Below are 23359 nucleotides of genomic sequence, written 5' to 3' on the forward strand. Positions count from 1 at the left end.
CAGAGAGTGAGAACACTGGGGATTAAGTCTTTCTTCAGGGTTCTGCCTCACCGACACTGACGGCCGTGCCAGTCTCGCTGGAGCGGTAGATTCCGTCCATCACACGCTGGACGCGAAGCGCCTGTTCAACGGTGTTCGTCGACGGCGGCGTCCCGTCTCTGACTGCGGAGACGAACCGCGCCTGTTCCCGGTGCTGTGGGTCCGACCGTTGCGTCTCGATGTCGGTCGTCCGGTGGTGCATCCGGCCGGTGTCGGCGGTTTCGAACAGCGTCAGCGACTGGTCCGCGAGGTCGAGTTTCGCGCCCGCCCCGGTCCCGCGGACGTAGTACTCCTGGCTGTCCGGCCGGTTCGTCGCCCACGCGACCTCCAGAGAGATCGTTGTCCCGTCTCCACAGCGGATGAAGGCGCTCGCCGAATCGTCGACGCTGAACTCGGCCGCACCGTGGTCCTCGCCCCACATCTCGACGTACGCGTACTCCTCGTCGACGCCGAACTGAGCGCGGGTGTCGCCCGACACCTCGACGACCTCGGGATGGTCGGCGACGTGCAGCGCCAGGTCGATAGCGTGCGCGCCGATATCGATGAGCGACCCGCCGCCAGCCACGTCGTTGCGCGTGAACCACGACCCCCGGCCGGGGACGCCGCGACGCCTGATGTAGTTCGCTTCGATGTGAGACACCTCGCCAATATCGCCTGCATCGCGGTAGCCCACAAGCGTCTGGACCGGGTCGGCGAACCGGTTGTGGAAGCCGACCATGCAGAACCCGTCGGCCGCGTCGGCGGCCGCGGCGATCCGCTCGGCGCTTTCGAGCGTGTGGGCCAGCGGCTTCTCGACGAGCACGTCTAGCCCTGCCTCAAGGGCTGCGACGACGTACTGTTCGTGAAACTTGTTCGGCGTCGTCACCAGCACGGCATCTACCGTCTCGAACATCGCCGCGGCTTCCTCGTACACCGCCGCGTCGTACGTCTCGGCGAACCGGCGGCGCGCGTCGGCATCGACATCGACGCCCGCCGCTATCGAGACCGGCTGGTCGAGCTGTCGGAGGTTGGTACAGTGGATGGCCGCGATGTTCCCCAGTCCGATGATTCCTATCCGAACGGTCTCAGTCATGTCTCTCGAAGTCTGCACCCGGTGTCGGGTTAATACAACTGCTTTTCACGCTCTTCGCGTTCCTCTTCCTGTTCCTGCTTTGCCTTCTCACGGCGTCGACCGCGCCGATACTGGATGATGCCGGGGACGATTTTGTTCTTCAGGTCCAGGATAAACGACACGATACCGTACGCCCAGAAGAAAAACAGCACGAGCATCCCGCTCCAGTACAGCATCGCGAGGTGGCTGCTCATATCAGTCGTCTGACTCTACTTCGCTACTGGATGCAGTGCCTTCGGCCTCGTACGGGATGAGGTCATGGACGATCGCGTCGCCGGTGGCCGAGTCGAACAGGTGGACGTTCCGTCGGTCGATGACGACCCCGATCTCGTCGTCCTCTTCGAGGTCCGAGTCGGGATCGATGCTCATCAGCAACTGGTCGTTCGTCGCCAGTTCCTGAGACATCGACGTTTCGCCGTCGCCCAGCAGCAGGTAGGCGAATATCTCGTCACCCATCGGTTCGAGAATGTCGGTCGTCGCCGTAATCATTCCCGACGGGTCGGGGACCTCTGACTTGAATTCGCCCGGGTAGATGTCCTCCGGGCGGATGCCGAGTGTCACGTCGTCACCGACTCCGACGCCTTCGATGGACGACGGATTGAATTCGAGGGAGAAGTTCGGCGTCTCAAGTGTGGTCTCGGTGACTGTCCCCTCGACGAAGTTCATCGACGGCGAGCCGATGAACCCGGCGACAAAGAGGTTGTCCGGCTCGTTGTAACAGGTCAGCGGCGGGTCGATCTGCTGGAGCTGCCCCGAATCGAGGACGGCGATGCGGTCGGATAGCGTCATCGCCTCCTCCTGGTCGTGGGTCACGTAGATGATCGTCGTGTCCAGTTCCTTGTGCAGGCGCTGAAGCTCCGTCCGCATATGGACCTTGAGCTTCGCGTCGAGGTTCGCCAGCGGCTCATCCATCAGGAACACGTCGGGCTCACGCACGATAGCGCGGGCGATGGCGACGCGCTGACGCTGTCCACCGGACATCTCTTCGGGCATCCGGTTGAGCATTCCCTCTAGCTGGACGATGTCCGCGGCCCGCTCGACGCGGCGGTCAATCTCGTCTTGCGGGTAGTCCCGCAGCCGCAGCCCGAAGGAGATGTTGTCGTACACGTCCATGTGCGGGAACAGCGCGATGTTCTGGAACACCATCGCGATGCCGCGGTCCTTCGGCGGGAGGTTCGTCACCTCGCGGTCGCCGATATATATCTCGCCCTCGGTCGGGATGGTGAGCCCGGCGATGGTCTCCATCGTCGTCGACTTCCCGCAGCCCGAGGGGCCGACGAAACAGATGAACTCGCCGTGGTCGATGTCAAGGTTCATGTCGTCGACCGCGGTGACCACGTCACCCTGGTCGTCGTAGCGCTTCGTTACGTGTTCGAGTCGTACTCTTGCCATTGTGTTACTCCTTGAGTGCGCCTGAGGTCAGTCCGCTGACGATGCGTTCCTGTGCGACAATCACGAGAATGACGACGGGGAGGACCCCGACGATACTCGCCGCCGCCATGAGGTTGAACTGCGTGGTGTACTGGGTCTGGTAGCTGAGAATCCCGCCGACGATAGGCGACCACTTGGCCGCCTCCGGCGAGGTCGCCATGATCGAGCTGAAGAAGTACTCGTTGTAGACGGCGATGAACGTCAGCACGGCCGCGGTCGCCACGCCCGGCGCAGACAGCGGCATGATGACCCGGAACAGCGCGCCCAGTCGCGTCGTTCCTTCGACCCGTGCGGCGTCCTCCAGCCCGTCGGGAATCTGGCCGTAGAACGTCGTCAGGATGAAGATAGACAGCGGCATGAACAGCGCGCTGAACGGCAGCACCATCGATCCCGGGGTGTTCAGCATCCGTGGCGGGGTAAACAGCGGGATGGACGTGAACGGTATCGTGATCGGGGCGTTGCCGGCAAAGGCTTGGAACAGCGGGATGACGAACGCGGCCGGCGGGAAGTAGCTGATCGCCAGGATACCGAGCATCAGCAGTGCGCGGCCGGGGAACCGAAGTCGGCCGAACACGTAGCCGGCGAGGCTGGCGACGAACAGGACGATGACCGTCGTCGTGACCGCCAGCGCGAAGCTGTTCAGCATGTACAGGTGGAACGGCACCTGTTCGAAGACCGTGACGAACGCGCCCGGGTTGAAGCCCTTCGGAACCGGCAGCGGGAACGTCCCGCTGACGCCAAAGAGGTTTACTGTCGGGAGGAAACTGCCCGAGAGCAGGTTCCCTTCGGGGGTCACCGCCAGCACGATGAGCCAGTAGAAGGGGAACAGCGTCGTCACCAGGAAAAACACCATCGCCGCGTAGAACAGCGCCCGGTACACTTTTTCCGGGTCCTGGATGGCGCTCTGGGTCCAGCGCTGTAGCGGTCCGTCGCTCGACTGCTCCTGGGTGTCGGTTGGCGTTGCCATGTTAGATCGCGTCCTCCCCTTGCCAGACGATGAGTCCCATTACGACCGTCCCGATGATGGCGGCCGTCACGAACGCGATGGCCGCGGACGTCCCCTCACGGGTGGTGAACGTCGCGACGACCATACACGACAGCGACGGCACGACGGTACAGCTCGACACCGTGTCGATGATGCCGTACACCCGCATCGCCTGCACCGACCGGAACAGCACGGCAACGCCGATAGTCGGCAGGATGAGCGGGAACGTGATGAGCTTGAACTGCTGCCACTTCGTCGCGCCGGCGACCTTCGCCACGTCGTACAGGCCCCGGTCGATGCTCTGCAGCCCCGCCAGAATGAGCAGGGCCATGAACGCCGACGTCTTCCAGATGTCGGCGACGATGATGATAAACGTCGCACTTGCCGTGTCGTTCAGCGTGTTCGTCGGCGCGAGCAGCCCGAGGTCGGCAAGCGGTGGCGTCAGGAACCCGACGTTCGAGTTGAACATCAGGAAGAAGATCATCCCCTGAATGACGATTGGGACGGCCCACGGGATGATGATAGCCGCGCGAATCCACCGCCGACCGTAGAAGTCCTGGTCGAGGATGAGCGCCTGTCCGAGGCCGATGAGCGTCTCGAACAGCACACTCACGACGGCGAAGATTATCGTGACGACCAGTGCGCTGTTCAGCAGTGCACTCGTGCCAAACCCTTCGGGAAGGAACGTCGTTCCGCCCGGCAGGTACCGGTTTTTCTCGCCGGTGAACAGCTCGACGTAGTTCCCAGCGCCGACGAAAGTCGTGCTCGAAAAGTCCGCCGAGAGCGCGAACAGCGACAGCTCGAAGGTCCGCAACAGCGGGTACAGCGCGACGATGCCCAGAAGGACGAACACGGGAATCAACAGCAGATACGCGTACTGCGTGTCGCTGAGGTTCTCCATCCAACGCATCACGCTGACGAGTGCCCCCGAGCGTCTGGATTCACGGCCGGTTTCTGTGCTCATTCGGTTACCTCCGTCCGTCGTTTGAATGTGTCATGGTAAATAATCACAGGGGTGGTTTTGTAACGGTTGCCCGTGGCTTCAGGTCTGCTCGGTCTCTTCCAGTGCGGACTCTAGCGTCGCCATCGCGTCGGCCGAGGAGGCTTCCTGCCCGACTGCGCGGTTCGCTTGCTGTGCGATTTTGCTGGACTGATCGCTCCAGACAGCCGTCACTGGGCGCGGCATCGTGTTGTTACCAGCGACCTGCAGCGTGTCCATGTACCGGCCAACGACGGGCACGTTCTGGGCCTCGCTGGAGTTGAACAGTTCAGGCCGCGGCGGCAGCCACCCCTGGACGGACAGCAGCGTGAGCTGGAAGTCCGGCTCCATGGCGGCGCGAATGACCTGTGTCACGGCGTCTAAGTCCTCGCTGTTGGGGTTGACCGTCATGTGCCAGCCACCGAGGGCGGCCGTGGTACCGCCCGTACCGGGCTGTGCCGCATCGCTCTCGGAGACGGCGTACGGAATCGGCATCGCGCCGAGGTTCTCGCCGAGCGCCGGGTCTTCGGTCTCCTCCGGGTTGCGGCCGCCGAGCGCCAGCGAGTAGGGCCAGTTCCGGTGGAAGACGGCGTTGCCGTTGACGAACGGCGCGCGAGCGTCTTCCTCCTTCCAGCCGAGGATTTCGGTCGGGGTGAAGCCGCCGCCGTAGCCCTCGAACTGCCCGTCGAACTCCTCGTCGTGGACGAACTTCCGCATCATGTTGAGGGAGTTGATGACTTCGGTGTTGTTGACCGTGATCGGCCGCTCGCCGATTGGGCCAAAGAGGTTGTCGCGGCCGCCGAAGTACGCGCCGCCCCACGAGGACATGACCTCGTTGAACGTACAGCAGGAGGTTCCCTCGTAGATATCCCACTGGGTCGTAAAGCCGAAGTCGACGTCGGCGTTGTCGTAGGTGTCCGCGGCGATGTTCGACCACTCCTCCCACGTCATCGGCTCGGTCGCCCAGTTGTTGCTTTCGGGACTGTAGCCGGCTTCCTCGACGAGGTCCTTGCGGTACTGCATCGTCGGGAAGTCCGGGAACACCGGGACACCGAACAGGTCACCGTTGCTCGGATTCCGGGCCGTGTCCGTAAACGCCGAGAAGTAGTTGTCTGACACGTCCGAGAGGAGTTCCTCCGGCAGCGTCTGCGAGAGGTTCTGGAGCTGTCCCCGCTGGATGAAGATGTTCGTCCAGCCGTTGTCCATCAGGAACATATCCGGGTTCGTCTCGCCGGCCGAGAGCAGTCGGTTGTAGTTCGACCGGGCCGCACCGGTGTCCTGGTCGCGCGGAACGAACTCTATCTCGATGTCGTCCGACAGGCCGTTGTCGTGCAGTGCCTGCTTGATTGCGTCGCCGTTGTTCTGGACGGCCACCGGGTCGAAGCCCCACTGGACCGTCGTCGTCTCGCCGCTGCTACCGTCGTCAGTCGAGCCACCGTCACTCCCGTCGCCGCCATCGCCACCACCAACGAAGTCCGCACAGCCTGCCAGTCCACCGACAACACCTGCTGCTCCGGCGGCACGGACAAACCGTCGCCGGGAGACGCCTGTCGAGTTCCGCTCGCCGCTTGTGCCATTGTCCGACATATCTATTCTGAGCTATCCCGGACACACCTTAAAGGTTGTCCATAATTAACCACAGGTGTTGTTAATTGTCGGCCTCAGCCCGGCAATCGTGATATATTATTGACTATTCGATATCGTATAAATCTTTCAGTATATATACGCAGGGATAGGTCAAACAGCTGTTTGCCACATAGAGGAGCTCAAACGCGCAAACTGAGGGAGAGTTTACTGATCCCGAAAAAACGGCGTCTGTGTCACTCGTACGTGACGTCCGTAATTGTAATCTCGGTCGCTTCGATTTCCTCGATGACGGCCCCCCAGCCACCGACCTCGTACGTCCCGTCGTCGGTGACCAGCGTCGCACTGATTCGACCGGCCAGTTGTGCCAGTGGGACGGGGTCCTTCCGACCGATGCTACTCCCGGTGTAGTCGATGTCGGTAACGCGCCCTGTCAGCTCGACCGACTCCTTCGTTTCCGTGTCGTACCCCTCAATGACGGCCTCGATAGTCGCATCTTCGTTCAGCAGCGGTTCGATATCCCGGACGGCGTGGCGGAGGTCGACGTACGTCGTCGGGGTTTCCGGCGTCCGCTCGGTGTACAGTGTGTCCCAGATCTCCCAGAGACAGGTCAGGAAGAACCAGTGGAAGACGTAGGTGTGGGTCCGGTCCTTGACGAGCACGCCGTACTCGTTGACTGAGTCGTGGTGAGGCGCAAAACACGTCCAGGTCCGGTCGACCAGCACGAAAAACGGGGCCGGGATCTCCCGGTTCCGAGCCTCCGTACAGGTCCCCTCGATGTCGGAAAGCGGCGGTACTTCCTCGCCAGGACCCGTACAGATGCTGAGTTTGATGTTCACGCCGCGGTCGTGGGCGGCAATGAGTTCCTCACGAACCGCGTAGAACTGCTCCGGGTCCACACCGACCTGAATCTGGTTTTCGGCCGCTTCGATGAGCTCCCGGGCTCGGCTGACGACCGTTTCGAACCGCTTGACGATACTGACCTCGTGGTCTGATATCTCGGGCTGGTTCCAGCGTTCCTCGATCGTCTCTGCCGCGTCGAGGTACTTGCTCGACCGGGACCGCAGGTCCTCAAGCACTACGTCCGGATTGCGGGCGCGGGCGGTCAGGCTATCCTGCTGGAACGTCTCGATATACCCCTTCGTCTCCAGGTCCCGGAGCACGTCGTAGATCCGCGGGTCCGGAACGTCACAGGAGTCAGCGATGTCGGTCGCCGATGCGGTCCCCAACCCCAGCAACGCCACGTAGGCCTCCGCCTGATACGGGGAGAGACCGGCATCTTCGAGGACATCGGTTAGTTCGCTGTCGTCCATGTGTGTACAGGGAAACTGAGTACGCAGTTAACGTGCATGGTTATCTATCGAGGTCCACAGGTCAGTCCTTGCCCTCGACCGGCCACTGTGGCTGTTTCGGAGCCTCGATTCGGGCGCACTCTTCAGCAGTCAGGCCAATGTCGAGCGCCTCGACGTTTTCCTCTAGGTGGTCCATCGTCCGCGGCCCGATAATCGGCGCGTCGACGACGTCCTGATGGCAGAGCCACGCCAGACTGACCTGTGCCGGCGTCGCGCCCTTCGCGTCGGCAATCGCCCGCACCTCGTCGAGGACCGCCCAGTTCTCGTCGCTGAACCGGTTTGCTGTGTACTCGTCCGTGCTTGCTCGGCCCTCGGAGAGGTCGTCGTCGCGTTCATACTTCCCGGCCAGGAAGCCGCCGGCCAGGGGAGACCACGGAATGACACCGACTCCTTCCATCTCGCACACCGGCAAGAGGTTCGCCTCCTCGTGGCGGTCGACGGCGTTGTACTCCGGCTGCATCGAGACGAACCGCTCGTACCCCTCGATGTCAGCCGTGTACAGCGCCTTCTGGAACCGCCAGTTGGCCATCGTGCTCGCGCCGATATAGCGGACCAGCCCCTCATCGACGAGATACGTCAGCGCGTCCAGCGTCTCCTCGATGGGCGTGTCGTCGTCCCACCGGTGGATCTGGTAGAGATCGAGATAGTCGACGCCGAGGCGGTCCAGGGTGGCGTGACACTGATCGATGATGTGTTTCTTCGAGAGTCCACTGCCGTTCGGGCCGTCGTGCATATCGAAGTATACTTTCGAGGCTATGACCAGTTCGCCGCGGCGAGCGGAGTCGATTGCACTGCCCAGAATCCGCTCGCTCTCCCCGTTCGAGTAGGCGTTGGCAGTATCGAAGAAGTTGATACCCATATCGAGCGCCCGTTCGAGTATCCGGCGGCTCTCAGCCTCGTCGTTCAGCATCCAGGGCTCCGCGCTCCCGAAGTTCATCGTTCCGAGACAGAGTTGGGACACGTCGAGCCCTGTCGACCCGAGCGTGGTGTATGTCACCGGCGAATCACTCATGCCACTTTGTACCACAGCTGTTGTTAAAGAATTTTGGGACTGCATACCGATGTCCGAACATGAGCCGGGAGTCCGCACCGAAGGAAACAGATCCGATGGACGCACTCAGAACGCTCAGCGACGAGTCGCACACCGGAGAGAACAGATGCTGGCCGTGTACTGTCCTGAATCTGGGGCTCGTTGGAATCGGTGTCATGTTCCTTCGCGCACGCAACCGCCCGCGGGCGAGCCTGCTGGTCGCCGTTGTCGGCGTCGCAGTGGTCTACCTTCGGGGGTATCTGGTTCCGTACACGCCCGAATTTGCCCCGCGGCTGGTGGCAGCGTCACCGGTCCCGGACGAGTGGTTCCACGGAAAGCCATCGCACAGAGAGTCATCCCGACAAGATGTGACTCGCCAGGAAAGCGAATCGCTGGCCGACGACGTGGGGATGGACGGCGAGACCGTTCTCCGGGAGCTATCGGCGGCCGGCATTATCGAAGTCGAAGGGGAGCGGCTGTTTCTCGCGACGGCCATCGACTCGGCGTGGCACGAGCGAATGGACGAACTGGCCGACCAGTCGCTCGATTCGCTTTCGACGGCGCTGCAGGCATCGCTCCCGCGAGTCGACTACACAGAACCGTACGCCGACGACGCGGAGTGGGTCGCACTCGGCTCCGACCACAAGCAGCTCCTTCCTCGACCGGTCGTCGTCGCCGAGCTCGCGGCGTACGAGGTCCTCGGCGAGCGTCTCGACGACGAGCGGCTCAGAATCGCCGGTGCGGAGGCCTTCCGGATGTTTCTCGACAGGTGTCCGGTCTGTGGCGCCGAACTGGTCGAGTCGTCGTCGGTGTCGTGTTGTGGCGGCCATCTGGGACCACGGCAGGACCCCGACGAGACGCTCGTCTGTCCGACCTGCGAGCAGCGCCTCTACACCTTTGAAGTGAGCGACAACTGAAACGAGGTACAGGAACGGCCGAATCGGTGTCTGGTCCGGGATTCGAGACGCTAGCCGGGTTCTGTTCGGAGAGACGATGGACGGGAACGGCGGGAGAGTCCCGCCTGACCGCTGGTGCGTGCGGTCCCGCGGACAACCATGCTCCGTGAGACGGTTGACGTCGGCCGGGTCGGAGTGGTGGGGAACATTGGTGACCCAACGGTGGTCCCACCTGGTCCCGAACGGCAGGGGGTGTGAAACCCAGCCGCTAGAAATATACAACTGATGTTGTAAATAAATTTTCGGTAAGTGAAGAACACTGCCTATTAAATCCTCGCACACGGAGATGGTGGTATGAAGAATATCGACGACCTCGTCGACAGCGCGTCCGACCTGGCACAGCGTGGCCTCTCTAAGGGCGAGATCGCTGACGAGCTTAACGTCTCCCGCGAGACGGCGAGTTGGCTTGTCGAACGTAGCGGCACCGGCACGGAACCGGAGACGAGCGACGACGGCGGTCCCCACGATATCCACGTCGACTGGTCCGCCGTCGGGCGGGACAGCAACCGGCTGTACCACGCGGGGGCGGCGATGGCGGACCTGCTCTCGAAGAAAGGCGACGACGTGGACCTCACCATCGGCATCGAGAAGGCCGGCGCACCGCTTGCGACGACTGTTGCCCGGGAACTGGAAACCGACCTCGGGACGTACGCCCCGACGAAACACCAGTGGGACGACGACGAGAGCGAGACCAGTGACGGTTCGTTCTCCCGGAACTTCGCGCAGATCCGGGACCGCGACTGCTACGTCGTCGACGACACTATCACGAGCGGCAAGACGATGGGCGAAACCATCGACGCGATCCACGAACAGGGCGGCAACCCCGTGGCCTGCGTCGTGCTGGCTGACAAGCGCGGCGTCGGCGACATCCGCGGCGTCCCGGTGTACTCCCTGCTGCAGGTCATCCGAGTCGGCAGCGACGGCGACTCGTAACAATCCTGACGGACTGAGCGGAGCGCGTGTTACGTCGAGCGGCCGTCGAAGCACCTGAATCAGTGTGGCCGCGCGAGAGACTATCCTTTTATTCGTGCCGTGCGTAATCCGCGGCATGACTGTACTGTCGTTCGACGAACAGGGCGTAGATGTCGTCTACGAGGGGACGGAGTTCCGCCTCGAAAAGGCCCTCATCGAGGACGCCATCCAGAAGTCGTATCCCGACGTGACCGATCACGAAGTGCTGCAGATGGTCGAGCCGGAACCCGCGCTGTCGGGAGAACCCCAGCGTATCGCCGAGATCGTGAACTGAAGCGGAGATAGTTCCTTTCTGGGCAATAGATCCTTCGTGGGAGATAACCTCGATTAAGAACCCATACCCCGTTTTTAGGCGTTTATGGCCCGAATATGCGCTAATTAAGCATCCGAGCAGTAGGCATTTAAGCCGTCAGCGCACACTGGGAGATAATGTCAGACCCACGTATCGCCGGGGCCAGCGTGACACATTTCGGGAAACACCCCGAGCGAACCGGCCGAGACCTGTTCGCCGAGGCCGGACTCGAAGCGCTATCGCAATCCGGAATCGACCCGGACGACGCTGAAGCCCTCTATTACGGCAACTTCATGGGAGAGCTCGCGGAACACCAGGGCCACCAGGGCCCGCTGATGGCCGAGGCCATCGGGCTGGACGTTCCGGCGACCCGCGTGGAAGCGGCCTGTGCATCCGCCGGGACAGCCGTTCGTGAAGCCGTCAAGACGATCCGGAACGGCGAGGCGGAGGTCGTCGTCGTCGGCGGCGCGGAACGGATGACCAACATCGGGACGGCAGCGGCGACAGACGCGCTCGCCATCGCCGCCGACGACCTCTACGAGGTCCGTGCCGGGATGACCTTCCCCGGGGCGTACGCGCTGATGGCCCGGTCGTACTTCGACCAGTACGGCGGCTCCCACGAGGACCTCGCTCACATCGCCGCCAAGAACCACGAGCACGCGCTGGTCAACGAGCACGCCCAGATTCAGCAGGAAATCACGATCGAGGACGCGATGGAGGCCCCGACGATTGCGGACCCGCTGGGCCTCTATGACTCCTGTCCGATTACTGACGGGGCCGCGGCTGCCGTCCTGACGACGGAGGCCTACGCTGAGGAACACGACCTGGACGCCCCAGTCGCCATCACCGGCACCGGACAGGGCGGCGACAATCTCGCACTGCAGGACCGCCCGCATCTGGCACAGACCCCCGCCGCCGACAAGGCCGCCGAAGAGGCCTATGGGGACGCCGGCGTCGGTCCAGACGACGTCGACTTCGCCGAAGTCCACGACTGTTTCACTATCGCGGAAGTACTCGCAATCGAATCGCTGGGCTTCTACGAGCGCGGTGAGGGCATCGCCGCGGCGCGCAACGGGGAGACGACCCGTGACGGCGACCTCCCGATAAACCTCTCTGGCGGGCTGAAAGCCAAAGGTCACCCGGTCGGCGCGACCGGTGTCGCCCAGTTGGCGACCGTTGCCTGGCTCCTCGACGGGTCGCACCCGCGGGCCGACGCCGTCCCGGACAGCACTGTCGGCGTCGCGCACAACGCGGGCGGTACAGTCGCGTCTACGACCGTCCACGTCATGGAGGTGCAAGAATGACCGAATCCGCACGAGACGGCGAGTACGACGAGTGGCTCGACAGCATCGAATCGGACGACGGTTATTACCTCGAATGTTCGAACGGCCACGGCTGGCTGCCGCCCCGGCGGGTGTGCCCGCGCTGTCACGACCAGGAACTCTCGGCGGTCGATCTGCCAGAATCCGGCGAAATCGCGAGCCACACGACGATTACCGTCCCGACGCCACAGTTCGAGGACGACGCGCCCTACGTCACCGCCATCGCCGACTTCGGCCCGGTTTCGGTTACGGGACTCGTCCGCGGCGTGGACCCTGACGACGTCGCTATCGGCGACGTGGTCGGCATCGATGTCGGCGAGCGCGTGACGACCGGCGAGAGAGCCGTCGTGTTCCGGCCGCGCTAACTCAGTTCTCGACCGTTACCGACGTCACTCTGTCGCGGACCACGTCGACGAACTCACCGGGGTGTTCGACGTGGGGCAAGAGCAGCGAATCACCGAACACGACGAGCATCGCATCCGCCTGTTCGGCCAGGTCACGACCCTTCGACAGCGGTGTGATGTCGGCATCCTCACCCCAGACCAGCGTCACGGGCACGTCGAGGCTTGCCAGTACTTCGCCGAGGTCGTCCTCCGGGTCGAGGAAGCCGGAGACGAACGACGCCGGCGCGAACCGCGCACCGGGCTGGTGGCCGCTCTGCCACTCGTAGTCGACCACTGCGTCGGTGAGGTTGTCCATATCGTAGTACCCGTGGTCAGCGTGGAAGTGGCGGATGGAGGGCTTCGAGACGGTGAGGTTGTAGATTGCCTCGCCGACGACGGGCGCGCGCAACAGCGATCGGAGCCAGACGGTGCGGTTCCCCATCGAAGTGTCTGTCGGGCAGATGAGGACAAGTTCCTTCACCTCAACCTCCTGTGCCGCGCTGGCGGCGTATGCCCCTGTCAGAGACGACGCGACGACGGTCGCGTCGGTGGTGTTGTCCTCGATGAAATCGCGGACGAAGGCTGTGTACAGCGAGGCCGAGTACAGCAGCGGCGGGCGGTCTGTGTGCCCGAAACCCGGTAGGTCAGGCGCGATGACGTGGTACTCCTCCGCCAGCGTGTCGAACACCGTGTGGAACTCGTGACTGCTGGCAGCGGCGTTGATGCCGTGAAACAGCACGAGGTCCGGGTCCGACGGGTCGCCAGCCCCAGTGTACGCGATATCGAACCCGCGCCAGCGGTACGTCCCCTGTTCCCCCTCGAGCATCGGTTCGAACGCACCGGCCTGCGACTGCAGCACGCGGTTGGCAGCGGCTGTCGCACCGACCGCTCCGACGACCGCACCGAGCGCCTTGCGGAGTTTCATATTGATGACTTGGAGCCCCGAGTATGTTATACATGCTGGACGAGCGTCAGATGACTGTCGCTATCATCGCGGGCAACCGTAGCCGCGGACGCGACAGTCCCGAACTCAGTTCTCGTCGCGAGGCTCGTCGAGACACTCCCGGAGCGGCGCGAGAACCTCGTCGACGACGGTGTACGGGTCGGTGTGGCGCTCGATGACAGCGTCGACGTACTGTTCGATACCGCCGCGGCGGTCGAGTTCATCGACCAGTAGTTCGTTTGCGTCCTCCCGGAGCAGGGTTCGGATCTCGGCGGCGAATCGCTCCCGTGCCTGCCCCTCTCGTCGGCCGGTTCGGTCCAGATAGTCGCCGTGGTCGGCCAGCGCGTTCAGGAAGTCCTCGACGCCCTCGCCCCGGTTAGCCACCGTCTCCACGATTGGGGGGTCCCACGTCTCCGTGTCGCTCTCCTCGACGTCTGCCTCGGCGTCGTCGGCTGCGAGTTCAGTCGCGCCGTGATGGCCGGAGTTCGGTCGTCCGCTCTGTCCCTGAAGCATCTCCCGGAGCTGCTGGACAGTCCGGTCGGCTCCGTCGAGATCAGCCTTGTTGACGACGAACACGTCACCGATTTCGAGGATCCCGGCCTTGAGCATCTGCACGTCATCGCCGCTCCCCGGCGGCACGAGCACGGCGACGGTGTCGGCCGTGCGGACGATGTCGACCTCGTTTTGGCCTGCACCGACCGTCTCGACGATGATCTTGTCCTTGCCGAAGGCGTCCAGCGCAGTCACGGCGTCGGTCGTCGCCGTCGACAGCCCGCCCAGCGAGCCGCGAGCGGACATCGACCGGAAGAACATGTCCATGTCGCCGGCGTTCGAGGCCATTCGTATCCGGTCGCCGAGTACTGCGCCGCCGGAAAACGGCGAGGACGGGTCGATAGCGATGACACCGACAGTCTGGCCCCGCTCGCGGTAGGTCGCTGCGACCTTGTCGACCAGCGTGGACTTGCCCGCGCCGGGACTGCCGGTGACGCCGACCACGTCGGCTGTCCCGGTGTGCTTGTGGAGGTCGGAAATTATCTCCCGATACCCCGGCGAGCGGTTCTCTATCTTCGTGATGACCCTGGCGAGAGCGCTGTGCTTGCCCGCAAGCAGGTCAGCGACGAGGTCGCTCATCGCTCGGGCGCGTTCTGGTGGATGTAGTCGATCATCTCCTCCATCGACGCGCCCGGACCGAATATCTCGTCGACGCCCTGCCCGCGGAGTTCTTCCTGATCGTCGTCCGGAACGATGCCGCCGACGAGAATGAGACGGTCGTCGAACGCATCGTACTCCTTCAGTCCGTCGAGAATCTTTGGAACGAGCGTGTTGTGCGCCCCCGAGAGGATGGAGATGCCGACGACATCCACGTCCTCCTGCACGGCGGCCTGCACGACTTCGTCGGGTGCTCGGTGGAGTCCCGAGTATATCACTTCGAAGCCGGCGTCTCGGAGCGCCCGCGCGATGACGTGTGCGCCCCGGTCGTGACCGTCGAGTCCGACTTTCGCCACCAGACACCTGATGGTCCGTTCCGTCTGCTCCTGCTCGACACTCATGCCAGTACGTACCGCGCGGTGTGTTTTCATTCTTGCCCTATTCATCATGACTGATGTCGAGTACGGCTCCCCTCGGGGAACGAAGATTGAAACTGGGCATTCCGCACCGCGTGTGTGAGCCGGAACCAGTCCGGCCGTTCGGCCTGCAGTCGGCTGTGACCCTGGGAGGTCTGTATACCGTGCCCTGAGCGGTCAAAGAAGGGCGACAGGGAGGACTGAGACAATGCCAGAGAACGACAATTCTAAGTTCGCTGCTAGCGGCGTTTCCACCAGTGCGAACAGTCGCCGTCATCCCCGCGTACAACGAGTCGAGCACCATCGGGTCGGTGATTGACGGGACCAGCCAGCACGTCGACGAGGTCGTCGTCGTCGACGACGGCTCGTCTGACGACACCGCAGCCGTCGCCCGGAAGCACGGTGCACACGTCGTCACGCATGTGTTCAACACCGGTGTCGGCGGAGCCGTCAGGACGGGCTACCAGTACGCCATCCGCCACAACTACGACTTCGTCGTGCAGGTCGACGCCGACGGCCAGCACGACCCGGCGAAGATTCCGACCCTGCTTTCCCACGCCGAGGACGCGGACATGGTCATCGGCAGCCGCTACCTGAACGAGAGCATCGACGACTACCCGCTCATCAGGCGGCTGGGAATCACCTTCTTCACGACCGTCGTACGGAAGCTCGGCGGCATCGACATCACCGATGTGACGAGCGGCTTCCGCGTCTACCGCGTGTCGGCGCTACAGGACATCCTCCACCGCTCGGACAACCACTGGGCGGTCGAACAGACGCTCGACGCGGCCCAGCGCGGCCAGCGGATCGAAGAAGTATCGATAGAGATGCCGATCCGGGACGAGGGCGAGTCGCAGTTCAGCCTCGACACGCTCGTACTCTACCCGCTACGCATGACTGACACGGTGTTTCGCGTCCTCCTCTTTCGATAATCATGGTCTTTGGATTCGACTACTCACTGGTCAACCTCCTGTCGCTGGTCGTCGGCCTGGCCTTCCTCGCGAACGGGTACATCATCGTCAGAAGCGAACGCGAATCGCTGGAGCTGTTCGTGATGTCGCTGCTGCTCGGCGCGGGGCTCATCGTCGTCGCCATCGTCCCAAACGTGTTCGAGGTCGTGGCGCGGCTGCTGGGCCTGGAGTGGAAAGCCCGGGCCATCCTCGTCATCTCGAACCTGACGCTGTTCGTGGCGGTGACGTACCTGCTCAACCGCATCGGGCACATGTACGACCGGCTGTCGCGGCTGAACGAGGAGCTGAGCCTCCTCCGGAGCGAACTGGAGGAACACCAGCTACAGACCGAGGACAAGCAGGATGAGTAACCGCGCGGTGCTGTCGATAGATTTCGAGCTGTTCACCCAGACGCCGGCGTACCGGAGCGCGTCGGGGACGACGGACCGCGACGGCGTCGGTCTCGACGGCGGCCGGTTTTTCAGGGAGATATTGGCGGAGTACGACGCGACTGCCACCGCGTTCGTGGTGTCATCAGTCGCCCAGTCCCACCCCGACGCCGTCCGGGCACTTGCGGATGCGGGACTGGAAGTCGCGTCGCACACGCACACCCACCAGTTGCTCTCGGACCTCGACAGCGACGGGCGACGGGCGGAACTGGCCGAGTCGAAGGACGTGCTGGAGCGGGTCACCGGCGAGCAGGTCTCCGGGTTCCGCGCGCCCGCCTTCGACATCACTGACGACCACTTCCACCTGCTGGCCGACATCGGATACACGTACGACTCTAGCGTCGTCTCAAGCCGGTCGATTCCGGGGTGGTACGGCGGCGAGTACGACATCCACAGACCGGTTCCGGCGTCGGCGGTGCACCCGGACGCGCCGGACAGTATCACCGAGTTCCCGGCGAGCGTCATGCCGGGGCTGCAGTTGCCCCTCACCGGGACCTGGCTCCGGTTTTTCGGCCCGCGGTACACGATTCTGGGCATGAGGCTACTGGCCCGCCGGGGCATCACGCCGATGCTGTACGTCCACCCGTGGGAACTGGTGGACCTGCCGGCCGTAGAGGGGGTGCCGACGCGAGTGTACGTCAGGACCGGTGACTGGATGCGACGGGCCGTCGAGCGGATCTTACAGCAGGACTTCGAGTTCACGACCGTACAGGCGGTGCTGGCGGATGGCGAAACGGTCGCGACACGGCTACACAGGGGCGAGACGCCGTGACGAGCCGGGCTCGTGATCTGGGGATCACGGTCGCCCAGTACGGTCTCGCCGTCGTTGCGCTGGCATGGCTACTCACGCAGTTCGACATCGCCAGCGCTGTCGACCTGCTCGCCGGCGTCAAGATTCAGACGGTGCTCGCTATCGTCGCCGTCAGCACGCTCGGCATCTGTGGCCGGGTCTACTCGTGGTACGCGGTAATCACCCCGCTCGCACCGGTCCAGTTCCGGACCGCCGCCGGGACGACGCTCATCGTGAACTTCGTCAATCAGTTGCTCCCCTCGCGGCTCTCGGGACGGCTGGCCGCGCCGTTCGTCCTCCGGAGTCAGACCGGGATGGCTTACAGCGACGCCGCGGCCGCGTCAGCGCTTCACACCGGTATCTTCGCGCTATACTACGGCGTGGCGGCGACTGCAGGGCTCGTTCTGGCGATCCCACTGCTCCGGCTCGAACTTATTCTGCTGCTAGCGCTCGCGACGAGCCTGTACTTCGCGGCCGGACTCGCCATCCTGTTTGGAGGCCTCAATCTCTCGTATCTGGACCGGCTCATCGGCTGGCTGTCCGGGGTCGCGGTCCGGGTTCCACGCTTCGGTGAGGGACTCGCGGCACGGCTCGACGGCCTGCTTGAGTTCACCGACAGTTCGACAACGACGTTTCGGTCGCTCGCGAGCGAGCCGGCAGTGTGGCTCCGCTACGCGGTCGGCTGGGCCGTCGACCTCGTGCTCGCACCCGGTGTCCGCGTCGGCCTGCTGCTGGGGAGTTTCGGCGTCGCGTTCGAACCACTGGTCGCGTTGCCGCTGTATCTCTTGGTCGCGTACACCGTGACGCTTCTGCCGCTGACGCCCGGCGGCATCGGCATCACCGAGGCCACGGCGACGGCGGTGTTCGTCGCGCTGGGTATCCCAGCGGAGGTCATCATCCCTATCATCTTCGTCGACCGGTTCCTCAGTATTTACCTGCCCTCGCTCGCGGGCTGGTATCCCTCCGTTCGGCTCGACGTCACGTCATTGACGACGGAGTAGTCGGCGGAAAACGGAGCGGGAAGTCGAGAAAACGGCTCAGAACGGCGGATGCCGGCTCGTGTCGCACTCGCCGTCCCGTTCCAGAATGAGGGTGTACTGGTTCGCCGCGAGTTCTTGCTCGTCGGCGAACTGGTCCGTGTGCGGGACGACACCGAGCCGCAGCAGGTCGGTGAACGACCCGGGGGTCGGTCGCTGGGGAACGAAGTTCGGCGGCCGCTCCCCGAACTCGGCGACGATTCTGTAGTTGTACTCCTCGTTCAGGAGATTCCGGAGGTAGGTCGCCTGTGCATCGCCGTTCCGGTAGTAGGTGTCCTCCTTGAGATACAGCAGATCCCGATACCCGACCTGGATGTACCGCGGGCAGGCCATCGCCTCCTCCGCCTCCGAGTCCTGACCGGCGACGTGTCGGGCAGTCATCGAATGCGGGACGGCGGTGTCCTGGATGTGGACGCGGTAGGTCTCCACCACGTCGCCCTCGTCGCTGTTGTCTTCGAGCCAGGCCGTCGCCTCGTCTCGGGGCATGGATGCGAACTGTGCCGTCCCGATACCGGCGTAGACCGCCGTCGTCACCAGCAGAACGGCCAACACCGGGCGAGCGAGACTGGTCGAGCGCTCGCGGAGCTGCACCAGTCGGCCCCCGACGAGTAAGGCGATGAGCGGGAAGGTCGGCAGGAGGTGGTGTACGCGGAAGTCGTGCCACTGGGAGAACATCGCTATGTAGGCCACCAGTCCCGTCAGAACGAGGACGGTGCCGTGGAAGGCAGAGCCGCGGTCACGGATGGTTGCGACGGTCGCCACGACGCTCGCTGCGGCCGCGGCAAACAGCGGTAGCCCCAGCGCGCTGAAGTAGCCCCGGAGGAACCACCACCACATCGGGGCGTCGGGGCCCGTCGGATGGCTCATCCGCGAGGTCGAGCCGCCGAAGACCCGCTCGATGAACGGTTCGGCTCCCGCCACGAGCGCGGTTGGGAACCCGAGGACAATCATGACGAACCCGAGCAGTGCGCCACTCAGCAGTAGTCTCGGCCGGTACAGCGTCTCCGTCAGCGGCGCGTCAGCGGCATGGGCACGCAGCAGGAAGGCGACGCCGATGAGGAGGACGACCGGCGCGGCCGTCAGTTTGAACGCGATTGCGACACCGCCGGCGGCGCTCGCCGCCAGAAACAGCGTTCCGTCGTCCGTCTGGACGTACCTGACCAGCAGGTACAGCGCGAGGAGGACGAACACCAGCGCCGGCATATCTTCGCCGGCCTCCTTCGAGATGGTGAGGAAGCCGAAGGTCAGCGAGAGCACGACGGCCGACAGCCGGCCGGCGTTGCGGCCCTCGATGGCGACGCCGAGGCGGTAGGTGAGGTAGACGGCACAGATTGCAGCAACGACGTTGGTTAGCCGGATGAAGACCAGGCTCCAGGTCCAGATCCACTCTGGCGTGGCGGCCCAGACTTCGTAGTGGCCGAACTCCCAGCTAGGGAAGGCAATCGTGGTGAATGCGCCCAGGTCGCCGGTGATGGCGGCGACGAGCACGACGGGGAGGATAGCCAGCGCATAGAGGTACAGCGTCGCGCCGAAGGGGGCCCGGCCCCACTCGACGCCGGCCTTGAGCCCCTCGAAACTCGGTTCTTCGAGGACCGACCCGTAGACGACCATCGCGTCAAGGAGACGACTGTACTCGTCACGGGTCGCGAAGTTCGGGATGCGGTGCCAGAACCAGAACCCGACCATAACAGTCGACAGCAGGAGCACGTAGCGGAGATAGGGGTCGTCCCGGAAATCCGACCGTACCTGTTCGACAGCACGTCGGGACAGTGACCGCCAGCTACTCATCGTGTCACTGCTCCGGGGTGTGTGTTGAAAAGGCTGCCCTTCTCAGAAATAGTCGGCATCGAACTCCCGGCGGAGGATGTAGTGGTTCGCGTACCCGCGGACGTACTTCGCAAACAGCGAGAGATATCCCTCGTCGGCCTCACGGCGGGCCGACGTAGCGACGCAGGAGTCGGCGTCGTAGACGATTCGGCCGTACTCTTTCATCCGCAAGGAGAGCTCCGTGTCCTCCATGAACGGGATGTCCTCGTCGAAGCCGCCCGCGGCCTCGAAGGCGTCGGCCCGGAAGCTACAGTTGAAGCCCGGTTGCTGGACGAAGCCCAGCGGCCAGGACACCCGATACCAGTAGTCCGACAGCAGTTTGAACAGCACGCGGTGTTTGAGGCTGTCTTCGAGCGGGCGTGCGGGGCCGCCGACCCCCACCACATCGTCGTCGGTGTAGTGCCTGAGATGCAGGCGGACCCAGTCCTCGGGGACGACCGTATCGGCGTCGGTAAACAGCAGTATCGGGGCTTTTGCGGCCGCTGCTCCGTGGTTTCGGGCGATTCCCGCCCCGCCCTCGTCGCACCGGACAACCGTATCGACGAAGGGCGTGTCACGGGCCACCTGTTCCGTACCGTCGTCGCCGCCGACCACGACGACCAGTTCGACGGGCTGTGACTCGAAGGGAGCCAGGCAGCGGGCCAGCGACTCCGCCTCGTTGTAGGCCGGGACGATGACTGCGGCGTCCATCTGAGAGGCAGGTACATCGTACAGACAGAAATAGCAAGCGATGCGACGGCCTGTCCCCGGTCTCAGGCAGTCACGAACGCCGCGCGAGGGCGGTTCCCGCGAGAACGGCGACGAGTGCAATTCCGGCGAGCGTCCCGAACAGCGCCGTCGCGTTCGCAAAGGCCAGAATCGACCCGGCCAGCCCGCCGCCGAGCGCGCCGACGCCGAACACGCCCAGATACGTGTAGCCGTACGAGAGTCCGCGCGTGCCGGCGGGCGTGTACTCCGCAACTGCGGCCTGATACATCGGCTGGACGACGAAGAGGGTGACCCCTAGCAGCGCACCAAGCACCGCTAACGGACCGAAGCCCATCGCCGACACCGGAACGAACAGCACTGCAAGGACGGCAAGCACCAGAAACGAGCCGGCGATACCGTACTCGACGGGAATTCGGTCGCTCAGTTTCCCGCCGGCGTACTGGCCGAAAACGCCGATGAGCAACAGTCCGGCGTAGAAGTAGTCCTGTGGCTTGAGCGTCTGGCCCGTCCCGGCCTCGATACCGAGCGCCGACAGGACGCTGGGAGGCAACAACGTCTCTATCGGGATGGGCTCGAAGCCCGGCAGGTCCCGCAGGAGTTCCGGGAGGAAGGTGAGGACGCCGCGGTAGTACAATCCCGAGCACATGACGACGACGAACACGAGCAGGAAGCTCCCTGTCAGCAGGTGCTTGCTCTCCGTGAGGAACTCCCCGAGCGAGTCGATACCGCTGCTGGCCTTCGACCCGCCGTCGGTTGCAGTCGTCACGGCTGCCGTCTCGTCGAAACTCGCCCGCGAGGCGTAGACGGCGGCGAGCAACGCGGGAACGCCGAGGACGAGCGCGACCGTCCGCCACTCGGCGACCAGCAGGAGAATTGCGGCGACGAGTGGGCCGAGGCCGATACCGAGGTTCCCGGCGACACCGTGGTAGGCCAGCCCGGTTCCGCGCTGTTCGACGCCTTTGCTGATGAGCGAGAGCCCGGCCGGGTGGTAGACGCTGGCCGAGAGTCCCCAGAGGACGAGCGCCAGCGCGATGACGACCATGCTCGGAGCCAGTCCCAGCAGGATGTACGAGCCGCCCATCCCCAGCAGACAGCCGGTGATGAGTCGGCGGGAGCCGATACGGTCGACGACGATACCGCCCGGGAGCGCACCAGCCCCGAACAGGCCGTAGCCCAGCGTCACGATGACGCCGACGGTGGCCGTCGTCACGTCGAACTGGGCGATACCGAGGTTGATGAGGTCAAACTCGGTGAGCCAGATGACGACGAATATCGGGACCGCCATCTCGTAGGTGTGGACCAGCCCGTGTGCGAGCATGACCAGCGCGGTAATCGCTCGGTCGTTCGCGTTCACACTCTGGTTCGTGTCGGCCGCCGGCAAGTGTGTGACGGTTCCGCGGATCTGCGCGTGCGCCTTTTTCACCCCTCCCAAAACCAGGGGTGGGTTTTTATGTCCGAACAGTATAGGCGGCAAGTGTGAGCAAGATCAAGGTGTCACTTCCGGACCAGGTGGACTCGGACATCCAGCGACTCGTCGAACAGGGCGAGTTCCTCAACCGCGACCAGGCCGTCGAAGACCTCCTGAAGCGAGGGATTTCGGCCTACAACACTACGACGGAAGAGACCGAGACACTCGACGAAGAGATTTTCGACCAGACGGCATCCGAACAGCAGGACCCCGCGATGCAGGACGATTTCCTCTAGTCGCGGTTCTGTGAGAGTCGGCCGTCGTCCTCGGATGCCCGCTGTCCGGAGCCGTCGTTTTCCTGCCGCTGTTGTTTCATTTTTGCGCCGGGTTTCGGACCTCTGTCGACTGACTCGTACGGCGTTTCCGCGATGCTCTCCGGGATGATGTACCACGCGAGGCCACCGCCAACGACGGTTCCGCCAACAAACATTCCGGCGACAACCAGCAGTTCCGCACCGCCGTACAACGTCACCAGCCCCATCGAGACGCCGATGAGAAGCGCGAACCCGACCTGCGTGTATCTGAGAAAGCGTCGCCGGTCGGCGTCCGTCATCGAGGGGCCGACCATTAGCGACCCCCGAAACCGGTGGCGCGCGTCGGTTCGGCCATCAGTAGAAGCCCCGCGCTACGTCTTCCTCGATGACGTCCTCGAACTCCGCGTCGAGTAGTTCCTCCGCTTCCTCGAACGTCTCCGTGAGTTCGGTCATCTGGTCGGGCCGGTCGTGGTGGTCGAACTCCATCGGGCCGTAGGCCGGGGAGTCCATCGCGTCCATCATGTCCTCAAGCAGCGCTTGCGGCGACGTGGGTGCGTCCGCGTGGGTTTCGAGTACCGTTTCGAGGTTCTTGGCCTTCTCCTTGGCGTCGTCCTCGTCTTCCGGTCCCTGCTGGACGCCGAAGATGCCCGACCCGTCGTTCGGAAACAGCGGGTCGATGTCGTCGTCGATACGGCGGGCCACCTGTGACCCGACGCCCTGTACCTCGAAGGGGTTCTTCGCGTAGGTCTTGAGCTGGTAGACACCGGCGTCGGGGTGACCGAAGTAGATGTCCTCGCCGATACCGTTCGCGCGGTCGCCCCCGACGGCACGCCAGTCCCCCGGATTGGCATTGCTCTCCATCACGTCTTCGAGAATGTCCTGCCAGTCGCGAACGCGCATTGTCAGTTTCCCGTTCGGCCTGGGCCAGAATG

26 protein-coding genes are annotated in these 23359 nt (G+C 63.9%); 10 read left to right on the forward strand and 16 right to left on the reverse strand.

From position 1 onward, the window contains the following. Positions 1 to 34 precede the first annotated feature (34 nt). The 8 genes from AV929_RS09345 to AV929_RS09380 form a co-directional block, all read right to left on the reverse strand. Positions 35 to 1111: a Gfo/Idh/MocA family protein gene (locus AV929_RS09345; RefSeq protein WP_064288068.1), complete on the reverse strand. Its 1077-nt coding sequence runs from the start codon at positions 1109 to 1111 to the stop codon at positions 35 to 37. Between the two features lie 29 nt (positions 1112 to 1140). Next, the gene (locus AV929_RS09350) at positions 1141 to 1344 is read right to left on the reverse strand and encodes a hypothetical protein (protein ID WP_014040380.1); all 204 of its coding nucleotides are present in this window, start codon (positions 1342 to 1344) and stop codon (positions 1141 to 1143) included. Position 1345: 1 nt separating this feature from the next. Beyond that, positions 1346 to 2542: an ABC transporter ATP-binding protein gene (locus AV929_RS09355; protein ID WP_014040381.1), complete on the reverse strand. Its 1197-nt coding sequence runs from the start codon at positions 2540 to 2542 to the stop codon at positions 1346 to 1348. 4 nt (positions 2543 to 2546) lie between these two features. Then, entirely contained in the window at positions 2547 to 3548 is a 1002-nt protein-coding gene (locus AV929_RS09360) for a carbohydrate ABC transporter permease (RefSeq protein WP_050038078.1), read from the reverse strand. 1 nt (position 3549) lies between these two features. Then, positions 3550 to 4530, reverse strand: coding sequence for a carbohydrate ABC transporter permease (locus tag AV929_RS09365; protein ID WP_064288069.1), 981 nt, complete (start codon positions 4528 to 4530; stop codon positions 3550 to 3552). A gap of 78 nt (positions 4531 to 4608) precedes the next feature. Beyond that, a complete protein-coding gene (locus tag AV929_RS09370) occupies positions 4609 to 6132 on the reverse strand; it encodes an extracellular solute-binding protein (protein ID WP_064288070.1) in 1524 nt (507 codons plus the stop codon). A gap of 233 nt (positions 6133 to 6365) precedes the next feature. Then, positions 6366 to 7442 (reverse strand): TrmB family transcriptional regulator, encoded by a 1077-nt coding sequence (locus tag AV929_RS09375; RefSeq protein WP_014040385.1) that lies wholly within the window; start codon positions 7440 to 7442, stop codon positions 6366 to 6368. A gap of 61 nt (positions 7443 to 7503) precedes the next feature. Then, positions 7504 to 8493, reverse strand: coding sequence for an aldo/keto reductase (locus tag AV929_RS09380; RefSeq protein ID WP_064288071.1), 990 nt, complete (start codon positions 8491 to 8493; stop codon positions 7504 to 7506). 59 nt (positions 8494 to 8552) lie between these two features. On the opposite strand from AV929_RS09380, the gene AV929_RS09385 reads away from it, so the two are divergent. The 5 genes from AV929_RS09385 to AV929_RS09405 all read left to right on the forward strand — a co-directional run bounded on the left by AV929_RS09385 (position 8553) and on the right by AV929_RS09405 (position 12418). After that, positions 8553 to 9428 (forward strand): hypothetical protein, encoded by an 876-nt coding sequence (locus AV929_RS09385; RefSeq protein ID WP_064288072.1) that lies wholly within the window; start codon positions 8553 to 8555, stop codon positions 9426 to 9428. A gap of 333 nt (positions 9429 to 9761) precedes the next feature. Next, positions 9762 to 10400, forward strand: a complete 639-nt coding sequence (gene gfcR, locus AV929_RS09390) for a transcriptional regulator GfcR (RefSeq protein ID WP_014040388.1) — start codon at positions 9762 to 9764, stop codon at positions 10398 to 10400. 115 nt (positions 10401 to 10515) lie between these two features. Next, positions 10516 to 10713 carry a DUF5800 family protein gene (locus AV929_RS09395; RefSeq protein ID WP_008309112.1) on the forward strand — a complete coding sequence of 66 codons (198 nt, stop codon included), beginning with the start codon at positions 10516 to 10518 and terminating at the stop codon, positions 10711 to 10713. Positions 10714 to 10868: 155 nt separating this feature from the next. Continuing rightward, a complete protein-coding gene (locus tag AV929_RS09400) occupies positions 10869 to 12035 on the forward strand; it encodes a thiolase domain-containing protein (protein ID WP_064288073.1) in 1167 nt (388 codons plus the stop codon). Beyond that, a complete protein-coding gene (locus AV929_RS09405; protein ID WP_064288074.1) occupies positions 12032 to 12418 on the forward strand; it encodes a Zn-ribbon domain-containing OB-fold protein in 387 nt (128 codons plus the stop codon). The genes AV929_RS09400 and AV929_RS09405 overlap by 4 nt, the downstream gene beginning before the upstream one ends. A gap of 1 nt (position 12419) precedes the next feature. Here the strand turns inward: AV929_RS09405 and AV929_RS09410 are convergent, their stop codons facing one another. From AV929_RS09410 to AV929_RS09420, 3 genes are all read right to left on the reverse strand, one after another. Then, positions 12420 to 13361 carry an alpha/beta fold hydrolase gene (locus AV929_RS09410; RefSeq protein WP_064288075.1) on the reverse strand — a complete coding sequence of 314 codons (942 nt, stop codon included), beginning with the start codon at positions 13359 to 13361 and terminating at the stop codon, positions 12420 to 12422. A 105-nt stretch (positions 13362 to 13466) separates the two neighbouring features. Further along, the gene (gene meaB, locus AV929_RS09415; RefSeq protein ID WP_064288076.1) at positions 13467 to 14510 is read right to left on the reverse strand and encodes a methylmalonyl Co-A mutase-associated GTPase MeaB; all 1044 of its coding nucleotides are present in this window, start codon (positions 14508 to 14510) and stop codon (positions 13467 to 13469) included. Beyond that, positions 14507 to 14929 carry a cobalamin B12-binding domain-containing protein gene (locus AV929_RS09420; RefSeq protein ID WP_064288077.1) on the reverse strand — a complete coding sequence of 141 codons (423 nt, stop codon included), beginning with the start codon at positions 14927 to 14929 and terminating at the stop codon, positions 14507 to 14509. The genes meaB and AV929_RS09420 overlap by 4 nt, the downstream gene beginning before the upstream one ends. 272 nt (positions 14930 to 15201) lie before the next feature. On the opposite strand from AV929_RS09420, the gene AV929_RS09425 reads away from it, so the two are divergent. Genes AV929_RS09425 through AV929_RS09440 form a run of 4 tightly spaced genes read left to right on the forward strand, consistent with a single transcriptional unit; the run spans position 15202 to position 18134 of the window. Beyond that, on the forward strand, positions 15202 to 15876 hold the full coding sequence (locus AV929_RS09425; protein WP_064288078.1) for a glycosyltransferase family 2 protein: 675 nt from the start codon (positions 15202 to 15204) through the stop codon (positions 15874 to 15876). A gap of 2 nt (positions 15877 to 15878) precedes the next feature. Then, complete coding sequence (locus AV929_RS09430) at positions 15879 to 16265, forward strand: DUF2304 domain-containing protein (protein ID WP_050038083.1); 387 nt, start codon at positions 15879 to 15881, stop codon at positions 16263 to 16265. After that, positions 16258 to 17115 carry a polysaccharide deacetylase family protein gene (locus AV929_RS09435; protein WP_064288079.1) on the forward strand — a complete coding sequence of 286 codons (858 nt, stop codon included), beginning with the start codon at positions 16258 to 16260 and terminating at the stop codon, positions 17113 to 17115. Before AV929_RS09430 ends, AV929_RS09435 begins: the two co-directional genes overlap by 8 nt. Then, positions 17112 to 18134, forward strand: a complete 1023-nt coding sequence (locus AV929_RS09440; RefSeq protein WP_064288080.1) for a lysylphosphatidylglycerol synthase transmembrane domain-containing protein — start codon at positions 17112 to 17114, stop codon at positions 18132 to 18134. The genes AV929_RS09435 and AV929_RS09440 overlap by 4 nt, the downstream gene beginning before the upstream one ends. Positions 18135 to 18170: 36 nt before the next feature. Here the strand turns inward: AV929_RS09440 and AV929_RS09445 are convergent, their stop codons facing one another. The 3 genes from AV929_RS09445 to AV929_RS09455 form a co-directional block, all read right to left on the reverse strand. Continuing rightward, on the reverse strand, positions 18171 to 19958 hold the full coding sequence (locus AV929_RS09445) for a glycosyltransferase family 39 protein (protein ID WP_064288081.1): 1788 nt from the start codon (positions 19956 to 19958) through the stop codon (positions 18171 to 18173). Between the two features lie 42 nt (positions 19959 to 20000). Further along, a complete protein-coding gene (locus AV929_RS09450) occupies positions 20001 to 20687 on the reverse strand; it encodes a glycosyltransferase (protein ID WP_050038087.1) in 687 nt (228 codons plus the stop codon). A 70-nt stretch (positions 20688 to 20757) separates the two neighbouring features. Next, entirely contained in the window at positions 20758 to 22107 is a 1350-nt protein-coding gene (locus tag AV929_RS09455) for an MFS transporter (protein WP_050038088.1), read from the reverse strand. Between the two features lie 74 nt (positions 22108 to 22181). Here AV929_RS09455 and AV929_RS09460 point away from each other — a divergent pair, with 74 nt between their 5' ends. Further along, complete coding sequence (locus AV929_RS09460; RefSeq protein WP_004518043.1) at positions 22182 to 22409, forward strand: ribbon-helix-helix domain-containing protein; 228 nt, start codon at positions 22182 to 22184, stop codon at positions 22407 to 22409. Here AV929_RS09460 and AV929_RS09465 read toward each other — a convergent pair. Both AV929_RS09465 and AV929_RS09470 read right to left on the reverse strand, forming a co-directional pair. Then, complete coding sequence (locus AV929_RS09465) at positions 22406 to 22741, reverse strand: hypothetical protein (RefSeq protein WP_014040402.1); 336 nt, start codon at positions 22739 to 22741, stop codon at positions 22406 to 22408. The genes AV929_RS09460 and AV929_RS09465 overlap by 4 nt on opposite strands. Positions 22742 to 22781: 40 nt before the next feature. After that, entirely contained in the window at positions 22782 to 23327 is a 546-nt protein-coding gene (locus AV929_RS09470; protein ID WP_014040403.1) for a hypothetical protein, read from the reverse strand. Positions 23328 to 23359 lie beyond the last annotated feature (32 nt).

It is taken from the genome of Haloarcula sp. K1 (assembly GCF_001647155.1).
GTDB classification, from domain to species: domain Archaea; phylum Halobacteriota; class Halobacteria; order Halobacteriales; family Haloarculaceae; genus Haloarcula; species Haloarcula hispanica.

Coding starts and splice junctions, on each gene's coding strand:
- AV929_RS09445 (WP_064288081.1), bottom strand. CDS start 19,958: ATGAGTAGCTGGCGGTCACTGTCCCGACGTGCTGTCGAACAGGTACGG.
- AV929_RS09420 (WP_064288077.1), bottom strand. CDS start 14,929: ATGAGTGTCGAGCAGGAGCAGACGGAACGGACCATCAGGTGTCTGGTG.
- AV929_RS09370 (WP_064288070.1), bottom strand. CDS start 6,132: ATGTCGGACAATGGCACAAGCGGCGAGCGGAACTCGACAGGCGTCTCC.
- AV929_RS09365 (WP_064288069.1), bottom strand. CDS start 4,530: ATGAGCACAGAAACCGGCCGTGAATCCAGACGCTCGGGGGCACTCGTC.
- AV929_RS09380 (WP_064288071.1), bottom strand. CDS start 8,493: ATGAGTGATTCGCCGGTGACATACACCACGCTCGGGTCGACAGGGCTC.
- AV929_RS09385 (WP_064288072.1), top strand. CDS start 8,553: ATGAGCCGGGAGTCCGCACCGAAGGAAACAGATCCGATGGACGCACTC.
- AV929_RS09400 (WP_064288073.1), top strand. CDS start 10,869: ATGTCAGACCCACGTATCGCCGGGGCCAGCGTGACACATTTCGGGAAA.
- AV929_RS09405 (WP_064288074.1), top strand. CDS start 12,032: ATGACCGAATCCGCACGAGACGGCGAGTACGACGAGTGGCTCGACAGC.
- AV929_RS09450 (WP_050038087.1), bottom strand. CDS start 20,687: ATGGACGCCGCAGTCATCGTCCCGGCCTACAACGAGGCGGAGTCGCTG.
- AV929_RS09395 (WP_008309112.1), top strand. CDS start 10,516: ATGACTGTACTGTCGTTCGACGAACAGGGCGTAGATGTCGTCTACGAG.
- AV929_RS09350 (WP_014040380.1), bottom strand. CDS start 1,344: ATGAGCAGCCACCTCGCGATGCTGTACTGGAGCGGGATGCTCGTGCTG.
- AV929_RS09360 (WP_050038078.1), bottom strand. CDS start 3,548: ATGGCAACGCCAACCGACACCCAGGAGCAGTCGAGCGACGGACCGCTA.
- AV929_RS09430 (WP_050038083.1), top strand. CDS start 15,879: ATGGTCTTTGGATTCGACTACTCACTGGTCAACCTCCTGTCGCTGGTC.
- AV929_RS09435 (WP_064288079.1), top strand. CDS start 16,258: ATGAGTAACCGCGCGGTGCTGTCGATAGATTTCGAGCTGTTCACCCAG.
- AV929_RS09375 (WP_014040385.1), bottom strand. CDS start 7,442: ATGGACGACAGCGAACTAACCGATGTCCTCGAAGATGCCGGTCTCTCC.
- AV929_RS09345 (WP_064288068.1), bottom strand. CDS start 1,111: ATGACTGAGACCGTTCGGATAGGAATCATCGGACTGGGGAACATCGCG.
- AV929_RS09470 (WP_014040403.1), bottom strand. CDS start 23,327: ATGCGCGTTCGCGACTGGCAGGACATTCTCGAAGACGTGATGGAGAGC.
- gfcR (WP_014040388.1), top strand. CDS start 9,762: ATGAAGAATATCGACGACCTCGTCGACAGCGCGTCCGACCTGGCACAG.
- AV929_RS09410 (WP_064288075.1), bottom strand. CDS start 13,361: ATGAAACTCCGCAAGGCGCTCGGTGCGGTCGTCGGAGCGGTCGGTGCG.
- meaB (WP_064288076.1), bottom strand. CDS start 14,510: ATGAGCGACCTCGTCGCTGACCTGCTTGCGGGCAAGCACAGCGCTCTC.
- AV929_RS09355 (WP_014040381.1), bottom strand. CDS start 2,542: ATGGCAAGAGTACGACTCGAACACGTAACGAAGCGCTACGACGACCAG.
- AV929_RS09465 (WP_014040402.1), bottom strand. CDS start 22,741: ATGGTCGGCCCCTCGATGACGGACGCCGACCGGCGACGCTTTCTCAGA.